General features: G+C 70.4%; 12 protein-coding genes and 1 tRNA gene. 10 read left to right on the top strand and 3 right to left on the bottom strand.

The window, feature by feature from the left end; genetic code table 11:
• Positions 1-291 precede the first annotated feature (291 nt).
• The 6 genes from ACTWP9_RS24625 (at position 292) to ACTWP9_RS24600 (ending at position 5,162) form a co-directional block, all read left to right on the top strand.
• Complete coding sequence (locus tag ACTWP9_RS24625) at positions 292-729, top strand: DUF3052 domain-containing protein (protein WP_099880468.1); 438 nt, start codon at positions 292-294, stop codon at positions 727-729.
• Positions 730-999: 270 nt separating this feature from the next.
• Entirely contained in the window at positions 1,000-1,458 is a 459-nt protein-coding gene (locus ACTWP9_RS24620) for a peroxiredoxin (RefSeq protein ID WP_209237991.1), read from the top strand.
• 197 nt (positions 1,459-1,655) lie between these two features.
• On the top strand, positions 1,656-2,231 hold the full coding sequence (locus ACTWP9_RS24615; protein WP_443248442.1) for a TerD family protein: 576 nt from the start codon (positions 1,656-1,658) through the stop codon (positions 2,229-2,231).
• A gap of 189 nt (positions 2,232-2,420) precedes the next feature.
• Complete coding sequence (locus ACTWP9_RS24610; RefSeq protein ID WP_443248441.1) at positions 2,421-2,999, top strand: TerD family protein; 579 nt, start codon at positions 2,421-2,423, stop codon at positions 2,997-2,999.
• Positions 3,000-3,115: 116 nt separating this feature from the next.
• On the top strand, positions 3,116-4,267 hold the full coding sequence (locus ACTWP9_RS24605) for a DUF475 domain-containing protein (protein ID WP_443248440.1): 1,152 nt from the start codon (positions 3,116-3,118) through the stop codon (positions 4,265-4,267).
• A 130-nt stretch (positions 4,268-4,397) separates the two neighbouring features.
• The gene (locus tag ACTWP9_RS24600) at positions 4,398-5,162 is read left to right on the top strand and encodes a TerD family protein (RefSeq protein WP_443248439.1); all 765 of its coding nucleotides are present in this window, start codon (positions 4,398-4,400) and stop codon (positions 5,160-5,162) included.
• Positions 5,163-5,328: 166 nt separating this feature from the next.
• Here the strand turns inward: ACTWP9_RS24600 and ACTWP9_RS24595 are convergent, their stop codons facing one another.
• Positions 5,329-6,603: a TerD family protein gene (locus ACTWP9_RS24595; RefSeq protein WP_443248438.1), complete on the bottom strand. Its 1,275-nt coding sequence runs from the start codon at positions 6,601-6,603 to the stop codon at positions 5,329-5,331.
• Between the two features lie 283 nt (positions 6,604-6,886).
• Here ACTWP9_RS24595 and ACTWP9_RS24590 point away from each other — a divergent pair, with 283 nt between their 5' ends.
• The 3 genes from ACTWP9_RS24590 to ACTWP9_RS24580 are packed head-to-tail and all read left to right on the top strand — an operon-like array spanning position 6,887 to position 11,420.
• Entirely contained in the window at positions 6,887-8,053 is a 1,167-nt protein-coding gene (locus ACTWP9_RS24590) for an HpcH/HpaI aldolase/citrate lyase family protein (RefSeq protein ID WP_443248437.1), read from the top strand.
• On the top strand, positions 8,050-10,578 hold the full coding sequence (locus ACTWP9_RS24585; RefSeq protein ID WP_443248436.1) for a phosphoribosyltransferase: 2,529 nt from the start codon (positions 8,050-8,052) through the stop codon (positions 10,576-10,578). Before ACTWP9_RS24590 ends, ACTWP9_RS24585 begins: the two co-directional genes overlap by 4 nt.
• 5 nt (positions 10,579-10,583) lie before the next feature.
• The gene (locus tag ACTWP9_RS24580) at positions 10,584-11,420 is read left to right on the top strand and encodes an HAD family hydrolase (RefSeq protein WP_443248435.1); all 837 of its coding nucleotides are present in this window, start codon (positions 10,584-10,586) and stop codon (positions 11,418-11,420) included.
• A 132-nt stretch (positions 11,421-11,552) separates the two neighbouring features.
• Here ACTWP9_RS24580 and ACTWP9_RS24575 read toward each other — a convergent pair whose 3' ends face one another.
• Positions 11,553-12,266: a DUF4383 domain-containing protein gene (locus tag ACTWP9_RS24575; protein ID WP_443248434.1), complete on the bottom strand. Its 714-nt coding sequence runs from the start codon at positions 12,264-12,266 to the stop codon at positions 11,553-11,555.
• Between the two features lie 122 nt (positions 12,267-12,388).
• On the bottom strand, positions 12,389-13,645 hold the full coding sequence (locus ACTWP9_RS24570) for a hypothetical protein (RefSeq protein ID WP_443248572.1): 1,257 nt from the start codon (positions 13,643-13,645) through the stop codon (positions 12,389-12,391).
• A 171-nt stretch (positions 13,646-13,816) separates the two neighbouring features.
• Between ACTWP9_RS24570 and ACTWP9_RS24565 the strand changes: the two genes are divergently transcribed.
• Positions 13,817-13,888: transfer RNA gene (locus ACTWP9_RS24565), tRNA-Val, on the top strand.
• Positions 13,889-14,126: the final 238 nt, after the last annotated feature.

Raw genomic sequence — 14,126 nt, 5'->3', positions numbered from 1 at the left:
TCCGGGGCGGAGCCCGCACTCCGCTCCGGTCACCCCAAACATCCGTTCGGCCCGGGGATGCACCCCTACGGCTCCCCAGGCTCAGCCGGGGCAAACCTGGCAGATCCCAGCGGCTGCAATGTGGCCTGAATCACTCTCGATCAGGCATTGTGGGATGAGACGTCAACGTTTGGGCGGGATCGAAGGCCGGGTACTTGCGTGATCCGGCCCGCCCGTGTGGACTACGGCTCATGCCTCGCGTACGCGCGGGGCCGCAACCCCATATTCGCAAGACATGACTGGAGGCAATCCGTGAGCGCGACCGCGGACCACGCGGAGGAGCGGACCAACCCCGCCGCAAGGCTGGGTTTCCAGCCCGGACAGGTGGTCCAGGAGATCGGCTACGACGACGACGTCGACCAGGAGCTCCGCGAGTCCATCGAGGAGATCACCGGCACGGAGCTGGTCGACGAGGATTACGGCGATGTGGCCGACGCCGTGGTGCTGTGGTTCCGCGACGAGGACGGCGATCTGACGGACGCGCTGGTGGACGCGACCACGATGATCGACGAGGGTGCTCCCGTCTGGCTGCTGACCCCCAAGACAGGCCGCGAGGGCTATGTGGAGCCCAGCGACATCGGTGAGGCGTCCCAGACCGCCGGTCTCTCCCAGACCAAGAGCTTCAACGCGGCCAAGGACTGGACGGGCAGCCGTCTGGTCACCCCGAAGGGCGCCCCGAACAAGCGCTGAGGCGGCAATTCCCGCTCCGGCCGCCACGGCGTCGGCACACCGCGGTCGGCGCCGCTTTCAGGATGCTTCCCGTTCGGGATCCTTCCGTCCGGGCCCCGTCCTGGACCGGGCCCCGTCCCGGCTGCCTCCTGGAGCCGCATTCGATTGCTTCCGGTGTGTGCCCGACGCGTTCCGGCGGGTATTCGACGAGCCCCTGACCGGCCCCTGGCCGGCAGGGGCTCGGTGCATAGGGTGGGGGCGTCTTTGTCCGCCCACCGAAGGGAACGTGCCATGGCGATCGAGGCCGGCACCAAGGCGCCCGACATCGAGCTCAAGGACCAGCACGGCCAGGCCGTGCGGCTCTCCGACTACCAGGGCAAGAAGAACGTCGTCCTGCTCTTCTACCCCTTCGCCTTCACCGGTGTGTGCACCGGCGAGCTGTGCGCCCTGCGGGACGAGCTGCCCCGGTTCGTCAACGACGACGTGCAGCTGCTGGCGGTCTCCAACGACTCGCCGTTCGCGCTGCGCGTATTCGCCGAGCAGGAGGGGCTGGAGTATCCGCTGCTGTCCGACTTCTGGCCGCACGGCGAGGCGTCCCGCGCCTACGGGGTCTTCGACGAGGAGAAGGGCTGCGCGGTGCGTGGCACCTTCATCATCGACAAGGAGGGCACCGTGCGCTGGACCGTCGTCAACGGTCTGCCCGACGCCCGGGACCTCAAGGACTACGTCAAGGCGCTCGAGAAGCTCTGACGCCTTGGCCGCCGCGCCGGGGGGCGCTTCCAGGCGCTCCCGGCGACGCTCGGAACAACCCCGATTCCGCTCTGTAAGAGGGCTGTGTCCCGGGGAACCGCTCACTAGGATCGAATCGTTGATCCGACGGCATCCACAAACACGGGGGCACGTGGTGCTCCTCAGGAATCACCGAAACAACTGACCCAGGAGGACTCGTGGGAGTCAGCCTCAGCAAGGGCGGCAACGTCTCGCTGACCAAGGAAGCGCCCAACCTGACCGCGGTCATCGTCGGTCTGGGCTGGGACGCGCGTACGACCACCGGCAGCGACTTCGACCTCGATGCGAGCGCCCTGCTGACGAACGCGGAGGGCAAGGTCGCCAACGATCAGAACTTCGTGTTCTTCAACAACCTCAAGAGCCCCGACGGCTCCGTGGAGCACACCGGCGACAACCTCACCGGTGAGGGAGAAGGCGACGACGAGGTCATCAAGGTGAACCTCGCCGGGGTGCCCGCCGACGTCGAGAAGATCGTCTTCCCCGTCTCGATCTACGAGGCGGAGAGCCGCCAGCAGAGCTTCGGCCAGGTGCGGAACGCCTACATCCGCGTCCTCAACCAGGCCGACAACGTCGAGCTGGCGCGCTACGACCTCAGCGAGGACGCATCGACCGAGACGGCGATGGTCTTCGGCGAGCTCTACCGGCACGGTGCGGAGTGGAAGTTCCGCGCCATCGGCCAGGGTTACGCCTCCGGGCTGCGCGGCATCGCGCAGGACTTCGGCGTGAACGTCTGAGGAACCCGACGGGCATCCGCCACCGGCCCGTGAGCGGGCCGGTGCGGCACGCCTGCCGGTGGACCGGCAGCCACGGGCGCCGCAGACTTCCGTGACCCGGAGGTGTGCGGCGCTCGGTGGTACGGAGACACTTGGATGCACCGTGGTGCGCCGCACGGTCGTGCCATAAGCCGGGGAGAGGACCAGAACATGAGCGTGACGCTCGCCAAGGGGGGAAATGTCTCCCTCTCGAAGGCCGCACCGAATCTGACCCAGGTGCAAGTCGGCCTGGGCTGGAAGGCCCGTTCCACCACGGGCGCCGACTTCGACCTCGACGCGAGCGCGCTGCTGTGCTCCGGTGGCCGGGTCCTCGGCGACGACTACTTCATCTTCTACAACAACCTCAAGAGCCCCGAGGGCTCCGTCGAGCACACCGGTGACGAACTGGTCGGCGGCACCGGCAGCCAGGACGACGAGACGGTGCTGGTGGACCTCTCACTGGTCCCCGCGCAGGTGGACAAGATCGCCTTCCCGGTCTCGATCTACGACGCCGAGAACCGGCACCAGACCTTCGGCCAGGTCGCCGAGGCGTACATCCGCGTCATCAACCGGGAGGACGGGATCGAGCTGGCGCGCTACGACCTCACCGAGGATGCCTCTTCGGAGACGGCAATGATCTTCGGGGAGCTGTACCGCTACAACGGAGAATGGAAGTTCCGCGCAGTTGGCCAGGGGTACGCGTCGGGGCTGAGGGGCATCGCTCTAGACTTTGGCGTCAACGTCGCTTAACGGCGGCGGTCGCCTGGTTGCGGCACACTGCCTGGACGGCTCCGAAGTGGTGGTCGTCCCAGGTCTCTCATCCCCTTTGTAAACCTATGTAGACCGGATACCGGATTGGGAAGCCAGTGCTCCTGAAAACCTTTGGTTGGTCCTTCGGCGTCACCGCCGTCGGGTTGGCCGCAGCGGCGTTCTTCTGGGGGTGGGAGGCGTTCGCCCTCGTGGCGATCCTTTCCGTCCTCGAGATTTCGTTGTCGTTCGACAACGCGGTCGTCAACGCCGGCGTACTGAAGAAGATGAACGCCTTCTGGCAGAAGATCTTCCTCACCATCGGCATTCTGATCGCGGTATTCGGCATGCGGCTGATCTTCCCGGTCATTATCGTCGCCATCAGCGCGAAAGTCGGCCCGATCGAGGCCGTACAAGTCGCGCTCGACAATCCCGACCGGTACGAACAGCTGGTCACGGACGCACACCCGGCCATCGCCGCGTTCGGCGGGATGTTCCTGCTGATGATCTTCCTCGACTTCATCTTCGAGGACCGGGACGAGAAGTGGATCGGCTGGCTGGAGCGTCCGCTCTCCAAGCTCGGCAAGATCAACGGTCTCTCCGTCTGCATCGCGATGGTCGTGCTGCTGGTGACGGCCACCATGCTCGCCACCGCCGCACACCAGCACGTCGGGCACGCGGACAAGTCCGGCACAGTGCTGCTCGCCGGTGTCGCCGGGCTCGTCACGTATCTGATCGTCGGCGGCCTCTCCGGCTACTTCGAGGACAAACTCGAGGAGGAGGAAGAGCGCGAACAGGAAGAGGAAGAAGCGGCCAAGAAGGCCGGAAAGCAGCCCTCGGCCGTCGGAATGGCGGGCAAGGCGGCCTTCTTCATGTTCCTGTACCTGGAGGTGCTGGACGCCTCGTTCTCCTTCGACGGTGTGATCGGCGCCTTCGCGGTCACCAACCAGATCTTCTGGATGGCGCTGGGCCTGGGCATCGGCGCGATGTACGTCCGTTCGCTCACGGTCTACCTGGTGCGCCAGGGCACCCTGGACGACTACGTCTACCTGGAGCACGGCGCGCACTACGCGATCGGTGCCCTTGCCGCGATCCTGCTCATCACCGTCAAGTACCAGATCAACGAGGTCATCACGGGCCTCATCGGTGTGGTGCTGATCGCCGCCTCCTTCTGGTCCTCACTGCGCCGCAACCGTGCGATCGAGGCCAATGGGGGAGACGGGGGCAGCGGGGACGATTCCGAACAATCCGAGGTCACCGCGCGCGTGTGACCGCCTGCCAAACGAGGAACGCTCCCAGCGGGGCGGCTTGAAGCGACGGTGCGGACCCAGCGGTCCGCACCGCCGTCCCCGAGCCGCCCCGCTGTGGTGAGTTGGGCTCGAGCACAAGTGGGGGTGCGGGATGGTCTCCCTGTGGGAGAACTGGCGGCGGGGTGTGGGAATGTCCCGGCGCGGACCCAAGTTCGACACGGTCGGCGGTCCGTCGACGTATGCGATGGAGTTGACCAAGCGGCACTCCGAGCTGTCGCTGACCAAACAGGGGGCCGACACCGGCAGCATGCAGGTCAATCTCTCCTGGCGGATGCGCAGTTCGGACGTGGAGGGCATCGGCAGACGCACCAGCGGTTCGCTGCGGCACCCGCTCCGGGCTCTGAAGCCGGCCCCCGTGGTGCAGGCGCACACCCAGGGCGTCGTCAACGTGGACCTCGACCTGGCCTGTATGTACGAGCTGGTGGACGGCAGCAAGGGCGTCGTCCAGCCGCTCGGCAACTTCCTGGGGGACTGGAACGCGCCGCCGTACGTCAAGCTCACCGGGGACGACCGGTTCGGCTCGCCGTCCGGTGAGACGCTCTACGTCAATCTCGACCACCGGGACGAGATCAAGCGACTGCTCTTCTTCGTCTACATCTACGACGGCACCCCGGCCTTCGACCGGACCCATGCGGTCGTCACGCTCATCCCCAGCAACGGCCCTCATGTGGAGGTGGGCCTGGACGAGCGTGCCCCGCAGGCGCGTTCCTGCGCGGTACTGCTGATGGAGAACGTCAAGGGCGAGCTGAAGGTGCGCCGCGAGGTGCGCTACGTCTACGGCTTCCAGGCAGAGCTGGACCGGCTCTACGGCTGGGGTCTGCAATGGGGGCGGGGCTACAAGACGCAGAAGGTCTGACCGGGCCTTCGGCATCGCGCCCGCACCGGGCCGAACACCGCGCAGGCCCCGGCCGGTCACCGGCCGGGGCCTGCTGCGTGCCGTGGGCGTGCCTGCTTCCCGGGTGCTGCTGCGTGCGGGGCCTGTTGTGTGCCGGGCCCTCGCCGCCTGCCGGCTGGCGGGGGCCTCAGCGGTTGGTGAGGAACTGTGGGCCCTGGGGCGGCAGCGTGAACGCCGGGTCCGGCTGGGGGTAGCCGTAGGTGGGTTGTGGGTAGCCGTACGCGGGCTGAGTGGCGGGTGGCTGCTGGGGCGGGTGGTGCGGCGGCTGGGGGTAGCCGTAGCCGGGCTGCGTGGTGGGTACCCCCTGGGGCCCGAACGGTGGCGCTCCCGGCATTGGCACCTGCGCCGTGACGGCCGACGACGCCGCCCCTCCCGCCGCTGCCACCCCCGCCGGGTCCGGCTGCGGCTCGGGCGACGGGGTGGGCTGCGGCGGCTCCGGAGCGGGCGGCTGCGGCGGCGGCGCGGGGTCTGGCCCGGGGACGGGGCCAGGGCCGGGTGCGGGCCCCGGAGGCGGCCCCGGCGGCACCGGCGGCACCGGTTCAGGGCCGGGCCCGGGCGGCGGTCCTGGCGGCGGACCGGGCTCCGGATGGGGCGAAGGCTCCGGGTGCGGCTCGGGCGGCACCGGGTCGGGCTCCGGGAAGTCGGGCTCGGGCGGCGGCTGCGGCACGGTGGCGGCGGGCGGGCCCAGCCGGAAGTCCTCGGAGCCGATCGTGTCGGGACGGGGCGCATGGGCCACGGTCGCGTCCGGATCGGGCTCCGGGGCGCGCTCCCGGGTGCGCCCCCTCTCCCGGCCTGCGTCGGCCTCGGTCTTCCCGGCGTCGGCGTCATCGGCCTCGCCCTCGTCCACGGTGATGCCGAACTCGGTGGCGAGGCCGACCAGCCCCGTGTCGTAGCCCTGGCCCAGGGCGCGGAACTTCCAGCCGTCGCCGCGTCGGTACAGCTCACCGCAGACCATGGCGGTCTCGGCGCCGGTCTCGGGCTCTATGTCGAAGCGCGCGAGCAGCTGCCCACCGTGCCCGGAGCCGGTTGCGCCATCCGGGTTGTCCGCGTCGTGCAGCAGCAGCCGCAGCTCGCGGACGGCGGAGAAGGTTCCGCCGTCCGCCGAGGCGGCCAGCAGTACGCGGTCGACGGAGGCGTCCAGCGCGCCCAGATCCGCCTCGACGGTGTCGCGCAGCCCCTCGGGTTCGCGCTTCTTGGCCAGGTGCCGCACCAGCCCGGAGGGGTGGCGGGGCTGGTTGTAGAAGATGAAGTCGTCGTCGGAGCGAACCTTGCCGTCCGGGCCGAGCAGCAGAGCCGAGGCATCGACATCCGGCACACCAGCACCAGGCGCCCAGCAGAGGACGGCGCGCACCGCCGTGGACTCCAGCTGGATGTTCGACCCCTTCGTCATCGCGTGCGTCATGTCTTCATCCTGCCCCCGGACGGAGGTCGCCGACAACGCGGGGCGTGATCCCCGGGACGCGGGACGTGATGCCCGGAGTGACGGATGTGATGCCGCGGTGAGTGCTACGGCCGCGCCAGGGAGCCGAGGGAACTTGTGACCGACCCCCATACGTACGATGAGCAGCCACGCGGCACCACGGCGGCCACGGCAGGACCACCGCCACCGCGCGACGCCACCAGGTTGGCCATACCCGCCATGGCAGCCATAAAGGGACGCTGAGACGGCAATACGGGGGTCTTTCATGCGGCATTTCAGGCAGCTGACGCCTGAGCGCCGGAGCGCGCTCTTCCACCGCGAGCCGACCGAATTCACCCCCGATGCACCGGCGAGGACGCTCTCCGTCGCGCTCGGCGCCACTCTTTACAGTCCCGCCACCAGACCCTCACTCGCCGACGACGTCCTCAAGCAGACGGCGCGCGGCGTCGTCTCGATGGTGCTGTGCCTGGAGGACTCGATAGCCGACGGCGAGGTGCCGCAGGCCGAGGAGAACCTTGTGCGGCAGCTGCGGGAGCTGGCCGACCGCGGCACGGAGGAGGCGCTGCCGCTGCTGTTCGTCCGGGTACGGGAGTCGGGACAGATCACCGGCCTGGTGCGCAGGCTGGGCGCCGCGGTGCGGCTGCTGTCGGGCTTTGTGCTGCCCAAGTTCACCGAGGACCGTTCGGGGCCCTTCATGGAGGCGCTCACCGAGGCGGAGGCGGCGTGCGGACGGCGGCTGTTCGCGATGCCCGTCCTCGAGTCGCCCGAGCTGCTGCACCGGGAGACCCGCACGGACGCCCTGACGGGTATCGCCCGGACCCTGGACAAGTACCGCGAGCGGGTCCTCGCGCTGCGCCTGGGCGTCACCGACTTCTGCGCCGCCTACGGGCTGCGCCGTACGCCGGAGATGACGGCGTACGACGTCCAGATCGTCGCCTCGGTCATCGCGGATGTGGTGAATGTGCTGGGCCGGGCCGACGGCACAGGGTTCACCGTGACCGGTCCCGTGTGGGAATATTTCCGGCCGCAGGAGAGGATGTTCAAGCCTCAGCTGCGGCAGAGCCCGTTCCTGAGCGGCCGGGCCGAGGATGTGCGTACCGCGCTGATCGAGCACGACCTGGACGGTCTGCTGCGCGAGATCGAGCTCGACCGAGCGAACGGTCTGCTGGGCAAGACCTGCATCCACCCCTCGCATGTGGCTCTCGTGCACGCGCTGTCGGTCGTCAGCCACGAGGAGTTCTGCGACGCGACCGATGTGCTGCGCCCCGAGCGCGGCGGAGGCGGAGTGATGCGCTCCGTGTATACGAACAAGATGAACGAGGTGAAGCCGCACCGTGCCTGGGCCGAGCGCACACTGCTGCGCGGCGAGGTCTTCGGGGTGGCGCGCGAGGGCGTGAGCTTCGTCGAACTGCTGGCGGCGGGAGTCAAGTGAACGGAAGCGTACGGGACGTCGGAGCCGGGGCTGTCGGGAGAGCCGGGGCGGAAGCCGGGGCCCGGTCCTCGGCTGCGGACGCGGCCGGAGCAGAGGCGTGGCCAGGCACGTGGGTGGCCGAACGGCTCGGGGTGCGGCTGGAGGGCGAGGGCCTGCGGGGACTGCTGGGGCTCGCCCTGCGGCGCAACCCCAAGCGGGCCCACCTGCTGGTCTCCACCGTCCTGGGCAAGCACATCCCGCAGCACCCGACGGCGGTCCTCGGCGCGGGCTGCCGCCTGGGGAAGCAGGTCCGTGAGCTGCTCGGCGACCAGGAGGCCGCCCGCTCGGTCGTGCTGGGCTTCGCAGAGACCGCGACAGGGCTCGGGCTCACTGTCGCCCACAGCATGGGCAGCCGCATGAGCGCCCTGCACTCGACGCGGCGCCGGGTGCCAGGGGTGCAGCAGTACGGCGGTTTCGAGGAGGAGCACAGCCACGCGACCTCGCATCTGCTGCTGCCCGAGGATCCGCAGCTGCTGCGCACCGACGGGCCGCTGGTGCTGGTGGACGACGAACTGTCCACCGGCAGGACCGTACGCAACACCATCGCGGCCCTGCACGCCGTCCACCCGCGCGACCGGTACGTGGTGGCCGCGCTGGTCGACATGCGTGGCGAGGCGGACGTGGCGGCGCTGGAGAAGTTCGCCGCCGAACTGGGTGCCGGCGTCGATGTGGTGGCCCTCGCCGCCGGCCGCACAGGGCTGCCGGGGGACGTGCTGGAGCGGGGCCGGGAACTGGTGGAGAAGTACGCCGGTGCTCCGGTGGCCGCGCAGAACACGGCTTCGCGGGGCACCGTACAGCGGGTGGACCTCGGGTGGCCCCAGCAACTGCCCGACGGCGGACGGCACGGCTTCGGCCCCCGCGAACAGATCCGCCTTCAGGCCGCGCTGCCGGGTATGGCCGAACGCGTGCTGTCCGCACTGGAGTCGGCAGGGTGGGGCGACCGGGCCGACGGCGAGCTGCCGCGCGTTCTGGTCCTCGGTAACGAGGAGCTGATGTACGCGCCGCTGCTGCTCGCGTTTGAAATGGAAAAGCGCACCAATGGTCGTGCGGAAATCCGCTTCTCCACGACGACCCGTTCACCCGTCCTCCCCGTCGACGACCCGGGCTACGCGATACGCACCGCGCTGAGCTTCCCGGCGCACGACGCGCCCGGTCAGGACGGTCCGGCGGAGCGCTACGCCTACAACATCGCGGGCCAGGGCTTCGACACCGTGGTCGCCGTCGTGGACAGCGAGGGCGACACCCCCGCACTGCACGCCCCCGGCGGGCTGCTGGATCAGCTTGCGGGCTGTGCGCCCCAGGTGCTGCTGTCCGTCGTCCCGGCCTACGTTCCTCACAGCGCCCGGCCGAACCCGCCCGCGCCTCTGCACGGACCCGTCTTCTCCTCGTACGTGGCCGACGATGTGGCGTGGCTGCTCCGCGATCTGTCCGACGTCGAACTGGAGGCGCCCACGGAGGAGCGGGAGGAGGCCATCCAGGCGGGCGGAGCGCACTACGCCGAGTCGCTGCCCGTGGAGTACCAGCCGTCCGCGGAGTACCAGCAGCTGTTCCACGACGCGCTGGAATCGGCGGCCGAGCGGCTCGCCCGCGCGGTCGGCACCGTGACCGAAATGGTGCTCACGGAGCGCGGGCCGCGCCCTGTGCTCGTCTCGCTGGCCCGGGCCGGTACGCCCGTCGGGGTCCTGATGCGCCGCTGGGCGCGGTACGCACACGGACTCGATCTGCCGCACTACGCCGTCTCGATCGTGCGGGGCCGCGGCATCGACACCAATGCGCTGGCCTACCTGGCCGCCCACCACGACCCGGCCGACGTCGTCTTCATCGACGGCTGGACCGGCAAGGGCGCCATCACCCGTGAGCTGGCCCAAGGGCTCGCCGCACACCCACGCTTCAACCCCGAGCTGGCCGTCCTCGCCGATCCGGGCTCCTGCGTACGCACCTACGGCACCCGCGAGGATTTCCTCATCCCCTCCGCCTGCCTCAACTCCACCGTTTCCGGGCTGATATCCCGCACCGTGCTCCGTGCCGACCTGGTGGGCCCGCACGACTTCCACGGCGCGAAGTTCTACCGCGAGCTGTCGGACAGCGACCTCTCCCAGCACTTCGTGGACACCGTCGCGGCGTGCTTCCCCGCGGTCGGGGAAAGCGCAGCCCAGGACGCCGCGGCTCTGGCGGGCGCGGACCGCACCCCCACCTGGGCGGGCTGGCGCGCCGTGGAGGACATCAGCGAGGCGTACGACATCGGCGATGTGAACCTGATCAAGCCGGGGGTCGGCGAGACGACCCGCGTCCTGCTGCGCCGCGTCCCCTGGCGCATCCTGGCCCGGCGCGGCGCGGGCGCCGACCTCGACCACGTACGGCTGCTTGCCGCACAGCGCGGCGTGCCCGTGGAGGAGACCGACGGCCTGCCCTACAGCTGCGTCGGCATCGTCCACCCCCGCTACACGCGCGGCGCGACCGGCGCCGACGGAAAGGCCGCACGGTGACTACGGTGACGCCGCACTCCGACGGCGCCGACGCGGCGGGACGCGTCCTGGTCGCCAGCGATCTGGACCGCACCCTCATCTACTCCGCGGCAGCCCTCGAGCTGACCATGCCCGACGCCCGGGCGCCCCGGCTGCTGTGCGTCGAGACGTACGAGCACAAGCCGCTCTCCTTCATGACGGAGGAGGCCGCCGGACTGCTGGACGCGCTGGCCGCCCGCGCGGTCTTCGTGCCGGCCACCACCCGCACCCCCGAGCAGTACCGCCGGGTCCGGCTGCCCGGACCGCCGCCCCGCTACGCGGTCTGCGCCAACGGCGGCCAGCTGCTGGTCGACGGCGAGAGCGACCCGGAATGGCGGGAGCGGGTGCGCGAGCGGCTGACCGAGTGCGCCCCGCTGGCCCAGGTCCGCGCCCATATGCTGCGCCAGGCGCGCCCCGAGTGGCTGCTCAAGGAGCGCGTCGCGGACGGCCTGTTCGCCTACCTGGTGGTCGAACGGTCGCTGCTGCCCGACACCTGGGTGAAGGAACTGGCCGCCTGGGCGGGCCCGCAGGGCTGGAGCGTCTCCCTCCAGGGCCGCAAGATCTACGCCGTACCGCACCCGCTCACCAAGAGCGCCGCCGTGGCCGAGGTGGCCCGCCGGGCCGGTACAGCGCGGACCTTCGCGGCCGGTGACTCCCTCCTCGACGCCGATCTGCTGGGCGCCGCCGACGTGGCCTGGCGCCCCGCACACGGGGAGCTCGCCGACAGCGGCTGGCAGCGGCCCCACGTACGGGCGCTGACGGAGCGCGGCGTACTGGCGGGCGAGACGGTTCTGCGCCGGATGAGTGCCGCGCTGCCCGTCTGATCCCGCGGGCCGTCCAGGGTGGTCCGGCGCCTTTTGCGTACCCGGTATGAGGGCTGCGCTTGCCCACCCTGCGCCCCTGCGCAGATTGCCCAAGCTGCGCAGGGGGAGGGGGCAAGATCCGCCGGACACGGGCTATCCGCGGCGCCGCCGCCCGCGGCTGCCGTCCTCGGGGGCCGCAGAGGGGTTTCCCTCGCCGGGCGTGGCGTGGCCCCTCACGCCGGGCTCCCTCCCTCCGTAGAGCGAGGCACTGCGCCGCAGTTCCTCGCCGCGCAGCCGGGCAAGCGTCCGCTGTTCGCGCAGGTCCCGTGCGCGCCGGGCGCGTTCGACTTCGTCCAGGTGGCGCTGCTGCCAGTACGGGTTGTCGTGCGGCAGGGCGCTGCCCACCCGCCCGTACATCCCGAAGACGAGCAGCAGCAGACCGACGACAAAGCTGAACAGCACGTTCTGGAGCTCGAAGGCGAGCACGTTGAAGCCCGTCTCCAGCAGTGCGAGATTGACGAACCCGCTCAGCAGGAACAGACCGCCGAAAGTGATGTTCAGGCTGGAGGCGAAATTGCCGCCGCGCACCATGCCGGAGAAGAGCAGCAGTCCGACGACGATGGACAGCACACTGAGCGCGCCGTTGGTGTTGAGGCCGCCCACCCGGTCGCCGCCGGTGTCGAAGAAGCCAATGTTGTCCGTGAGCCCCAGTGCGCCGAAAACGGTCAGGATCACCCCCACCAGCCCGGCTCCCGCACGGTAGATACGGCTCAGCCTGTGGTGCACCGGCATGTGCTCGTCCAGGACGCGCCGCCCCCGCGGCAGGAGGCGGCGGTAGCGGAACGTACGGGTAGGGGACGCGGCCACTGGGGGGCCTCCTCGGGGCGGCCGGAGGCACTCGCTCTCGCCTTCCAGCATCCGCCCGCGGCGCCCGTGCCTCAACAGCTCAGTAGCTGCTGGCCGGCGACGCTCAGTAGCGGCCGGCCGGGTCAGTGCCCGGCCGCGCGCTCCTGACGGATCTGCTCGACCACCCGCTGCACCGTTTCCTTGACCGCGTCCAGCTCGATGAGCAGGTGCCAGTAGTCCGGGTGGCGGCCGGTGAGCGAGGCGACCGCGCGGTCCACCCGCTCCACCGCGTTGTCGAGCGGCTGCGCGTGCCGTGGATCCGGAGTGGTGCGGCCGGCCATCGCCAGCCGCTGCGCGTCGCGGATCGCGAAGCGGGTGCGCTCGACCTCCTTCGAGTGGTCGAAGGAGACCTCGTTGAGCCGTTGCAGCCGCTCTCCGGCGGCCTTCACCGCCTCGTCGGTGGTGTTCAGCAGCGCCCGCACCGTCGACAGCAGCGTCGTGGCGTCCGGCCAGCGCTGCTCCTCGCGTGCCGTGCGGGCTTCCCGCAGCTTCTCGTCGGCCTGCCGCGCCGAGCGCTCTGCCTGCTGCGGCACCTGCTGGAGGTCCTGCCAGCACGCCACGCTGAAGCGGCGCCGCAGCTCGCTGAGGACGGGCTCCACCTGCCGGGCCCGGTTCTGCAGTGCCTCGGTGCGGGTGCGCAGCGAGGCGATCCGCTTGTCGATGTCGGCCGCCTTCTGCGGCAGCCCGTCGGCCTGGGCGCGGATCGCCTCGGCCTCCCGTACGACCTGGTCGGCACGCTGGATGGTCTCCTGCACACCGTGGGTGCCCGCGCCCTCGTTGAGCTTGGTCAGCTCGGGCGAGAGGGCCGCCAGCCGGGCCGCGAGGTCGTCGGCCTTCAGCCCCTTGGCCCGTACGGCATCCAGCGCGTTGCTCGCGGCCAGCAGCGCCTGCCGGGCCCGCTCGACAGCGGGGGCGAGTCGGGCGAGCTGGTTCTCGGCGCGGGTCAGCAGCGGGCCGAGGCTCTGCGCGAACCGCTCCAGCTCTCCCTTGGCCCGCTCCAGCTCGCCGCGGGCCCGGTCCAGCTCGGTGCGGGCGCGGGAGGCGACAGCGGCGTCCAGGTCGTCCCGGTCCAGATCGTGGGCGTCGACAGCGGTGATGTAGTCATGGCTGACGCTGTCGATACGTCTGCCGAGCTCGGCGAAGTCCGCCGCGGCCTTGCGGCCGGCGGGGGAGCTGTCGACGGCACTGATCGTCTCTATGGAGATACGCAGCTCACGCTGGGCGGTGTCGAGTTCGTAGAAGGCGGCTGCGGCGGCGTCCTTCGCGGCCTGCGCATCGGCCCGGAGGTGTTCCGCGCGGCCATTGCCCCAGCCCCAGCGGCGGGTGCCACCGCCGTTCATCGCCGTCACGAAACCTCTCCCCGTACGTGCCTGTGGCTCTTCGACCCGTGCTCATTCTCCCACCTGGGCTCAACGAACACACGAGCTGATTCGTTCACGGACCGCTCCCGCCGCCCCACGTTTGCGCTGCCCGCCACCAGGCAAGGTACGCTGTCGTCCCACACCACCCCCGGGCGCATAGCTCAGCGGTAGAGCGCCTGCCTTACAAGCAGGATGTCACTGGTTCGATCCCAGTTGTGCCCACCGAGCCGTTTCGGCTCTGATCAGCAACGCGAGAGGCCCCCGCAGATCTGCGGGGGCCTCTCGCCGTGCCCAGCTGCGCGAGCTCGACCTCTGGTGGTCACTGGGGACGCCGCGGACGACAGGTCCCGCGAGGCGTACGGCTACGGCGCTGCCACATCATCGGCGGGGCGGGTACGCGGGCACAGCGGGGTCTCCGCCACGAACAGCATCACGGGCCGTCAGAAGAAGGTCGGCGTCC

The organism is Streptomyces sp. 3N207, assembly GCF_052246355.1.
Taxonomy (GTDB): domain Bacteria; phylum Actinomycetota; class Actinomycetes; order Streptomycetales; family Streptomycetaceae; genus Streptomyces.
This window is presented reverse-complemented; position numbering and strand designations above follow the sequence as displayed.

Coding starts and splice junctions, on each gene's coding strand:
- ACTWP9_RS24595 (WP_443248438.1), bottom strand. CDS start 6,603: ATGACGCACGCGATGACGAAGGGGTCGAACATCCAGCTGGAGTCCACG.
- ACTWP9_RS24570 (WP_443248572.1), bottom strand. CDS start 13,645: ATGAACGGCGGTGGCACCCGCCGCTGGGGCTGGGGCAATGGCCGCGCG.
- ACTWP9_RS24610 (WP_443248441.1), top strand. CDS start 2,421: ATGAGCGTGACGCTCGCCAAGGGGGGAAATGTCTCCCTCTCGAAGGCC.
- ACTWP9_RS24620 (WP_209237991.1), top strand. CDS start 1,000: ATGGCGATCGAGGCCGGCACCAAGGCGCCCGACATCGAGCTCAAGGAC.
- ACTWP9_RS24600 (WP_443248439.1), top strand. CDS start 4,398: ATGGTCTCCCTGTGGGAGAACTGGCGGCGGGGTGTGGGAATGTCCCGG.
- ACTWP9_RS24590 (WP_443248437.1), top strand. CDS start 6,887: ATGCGGCATTTCAGGCAGCTGACGCCTGAGCGCCGGAGCGCGCTCTTC.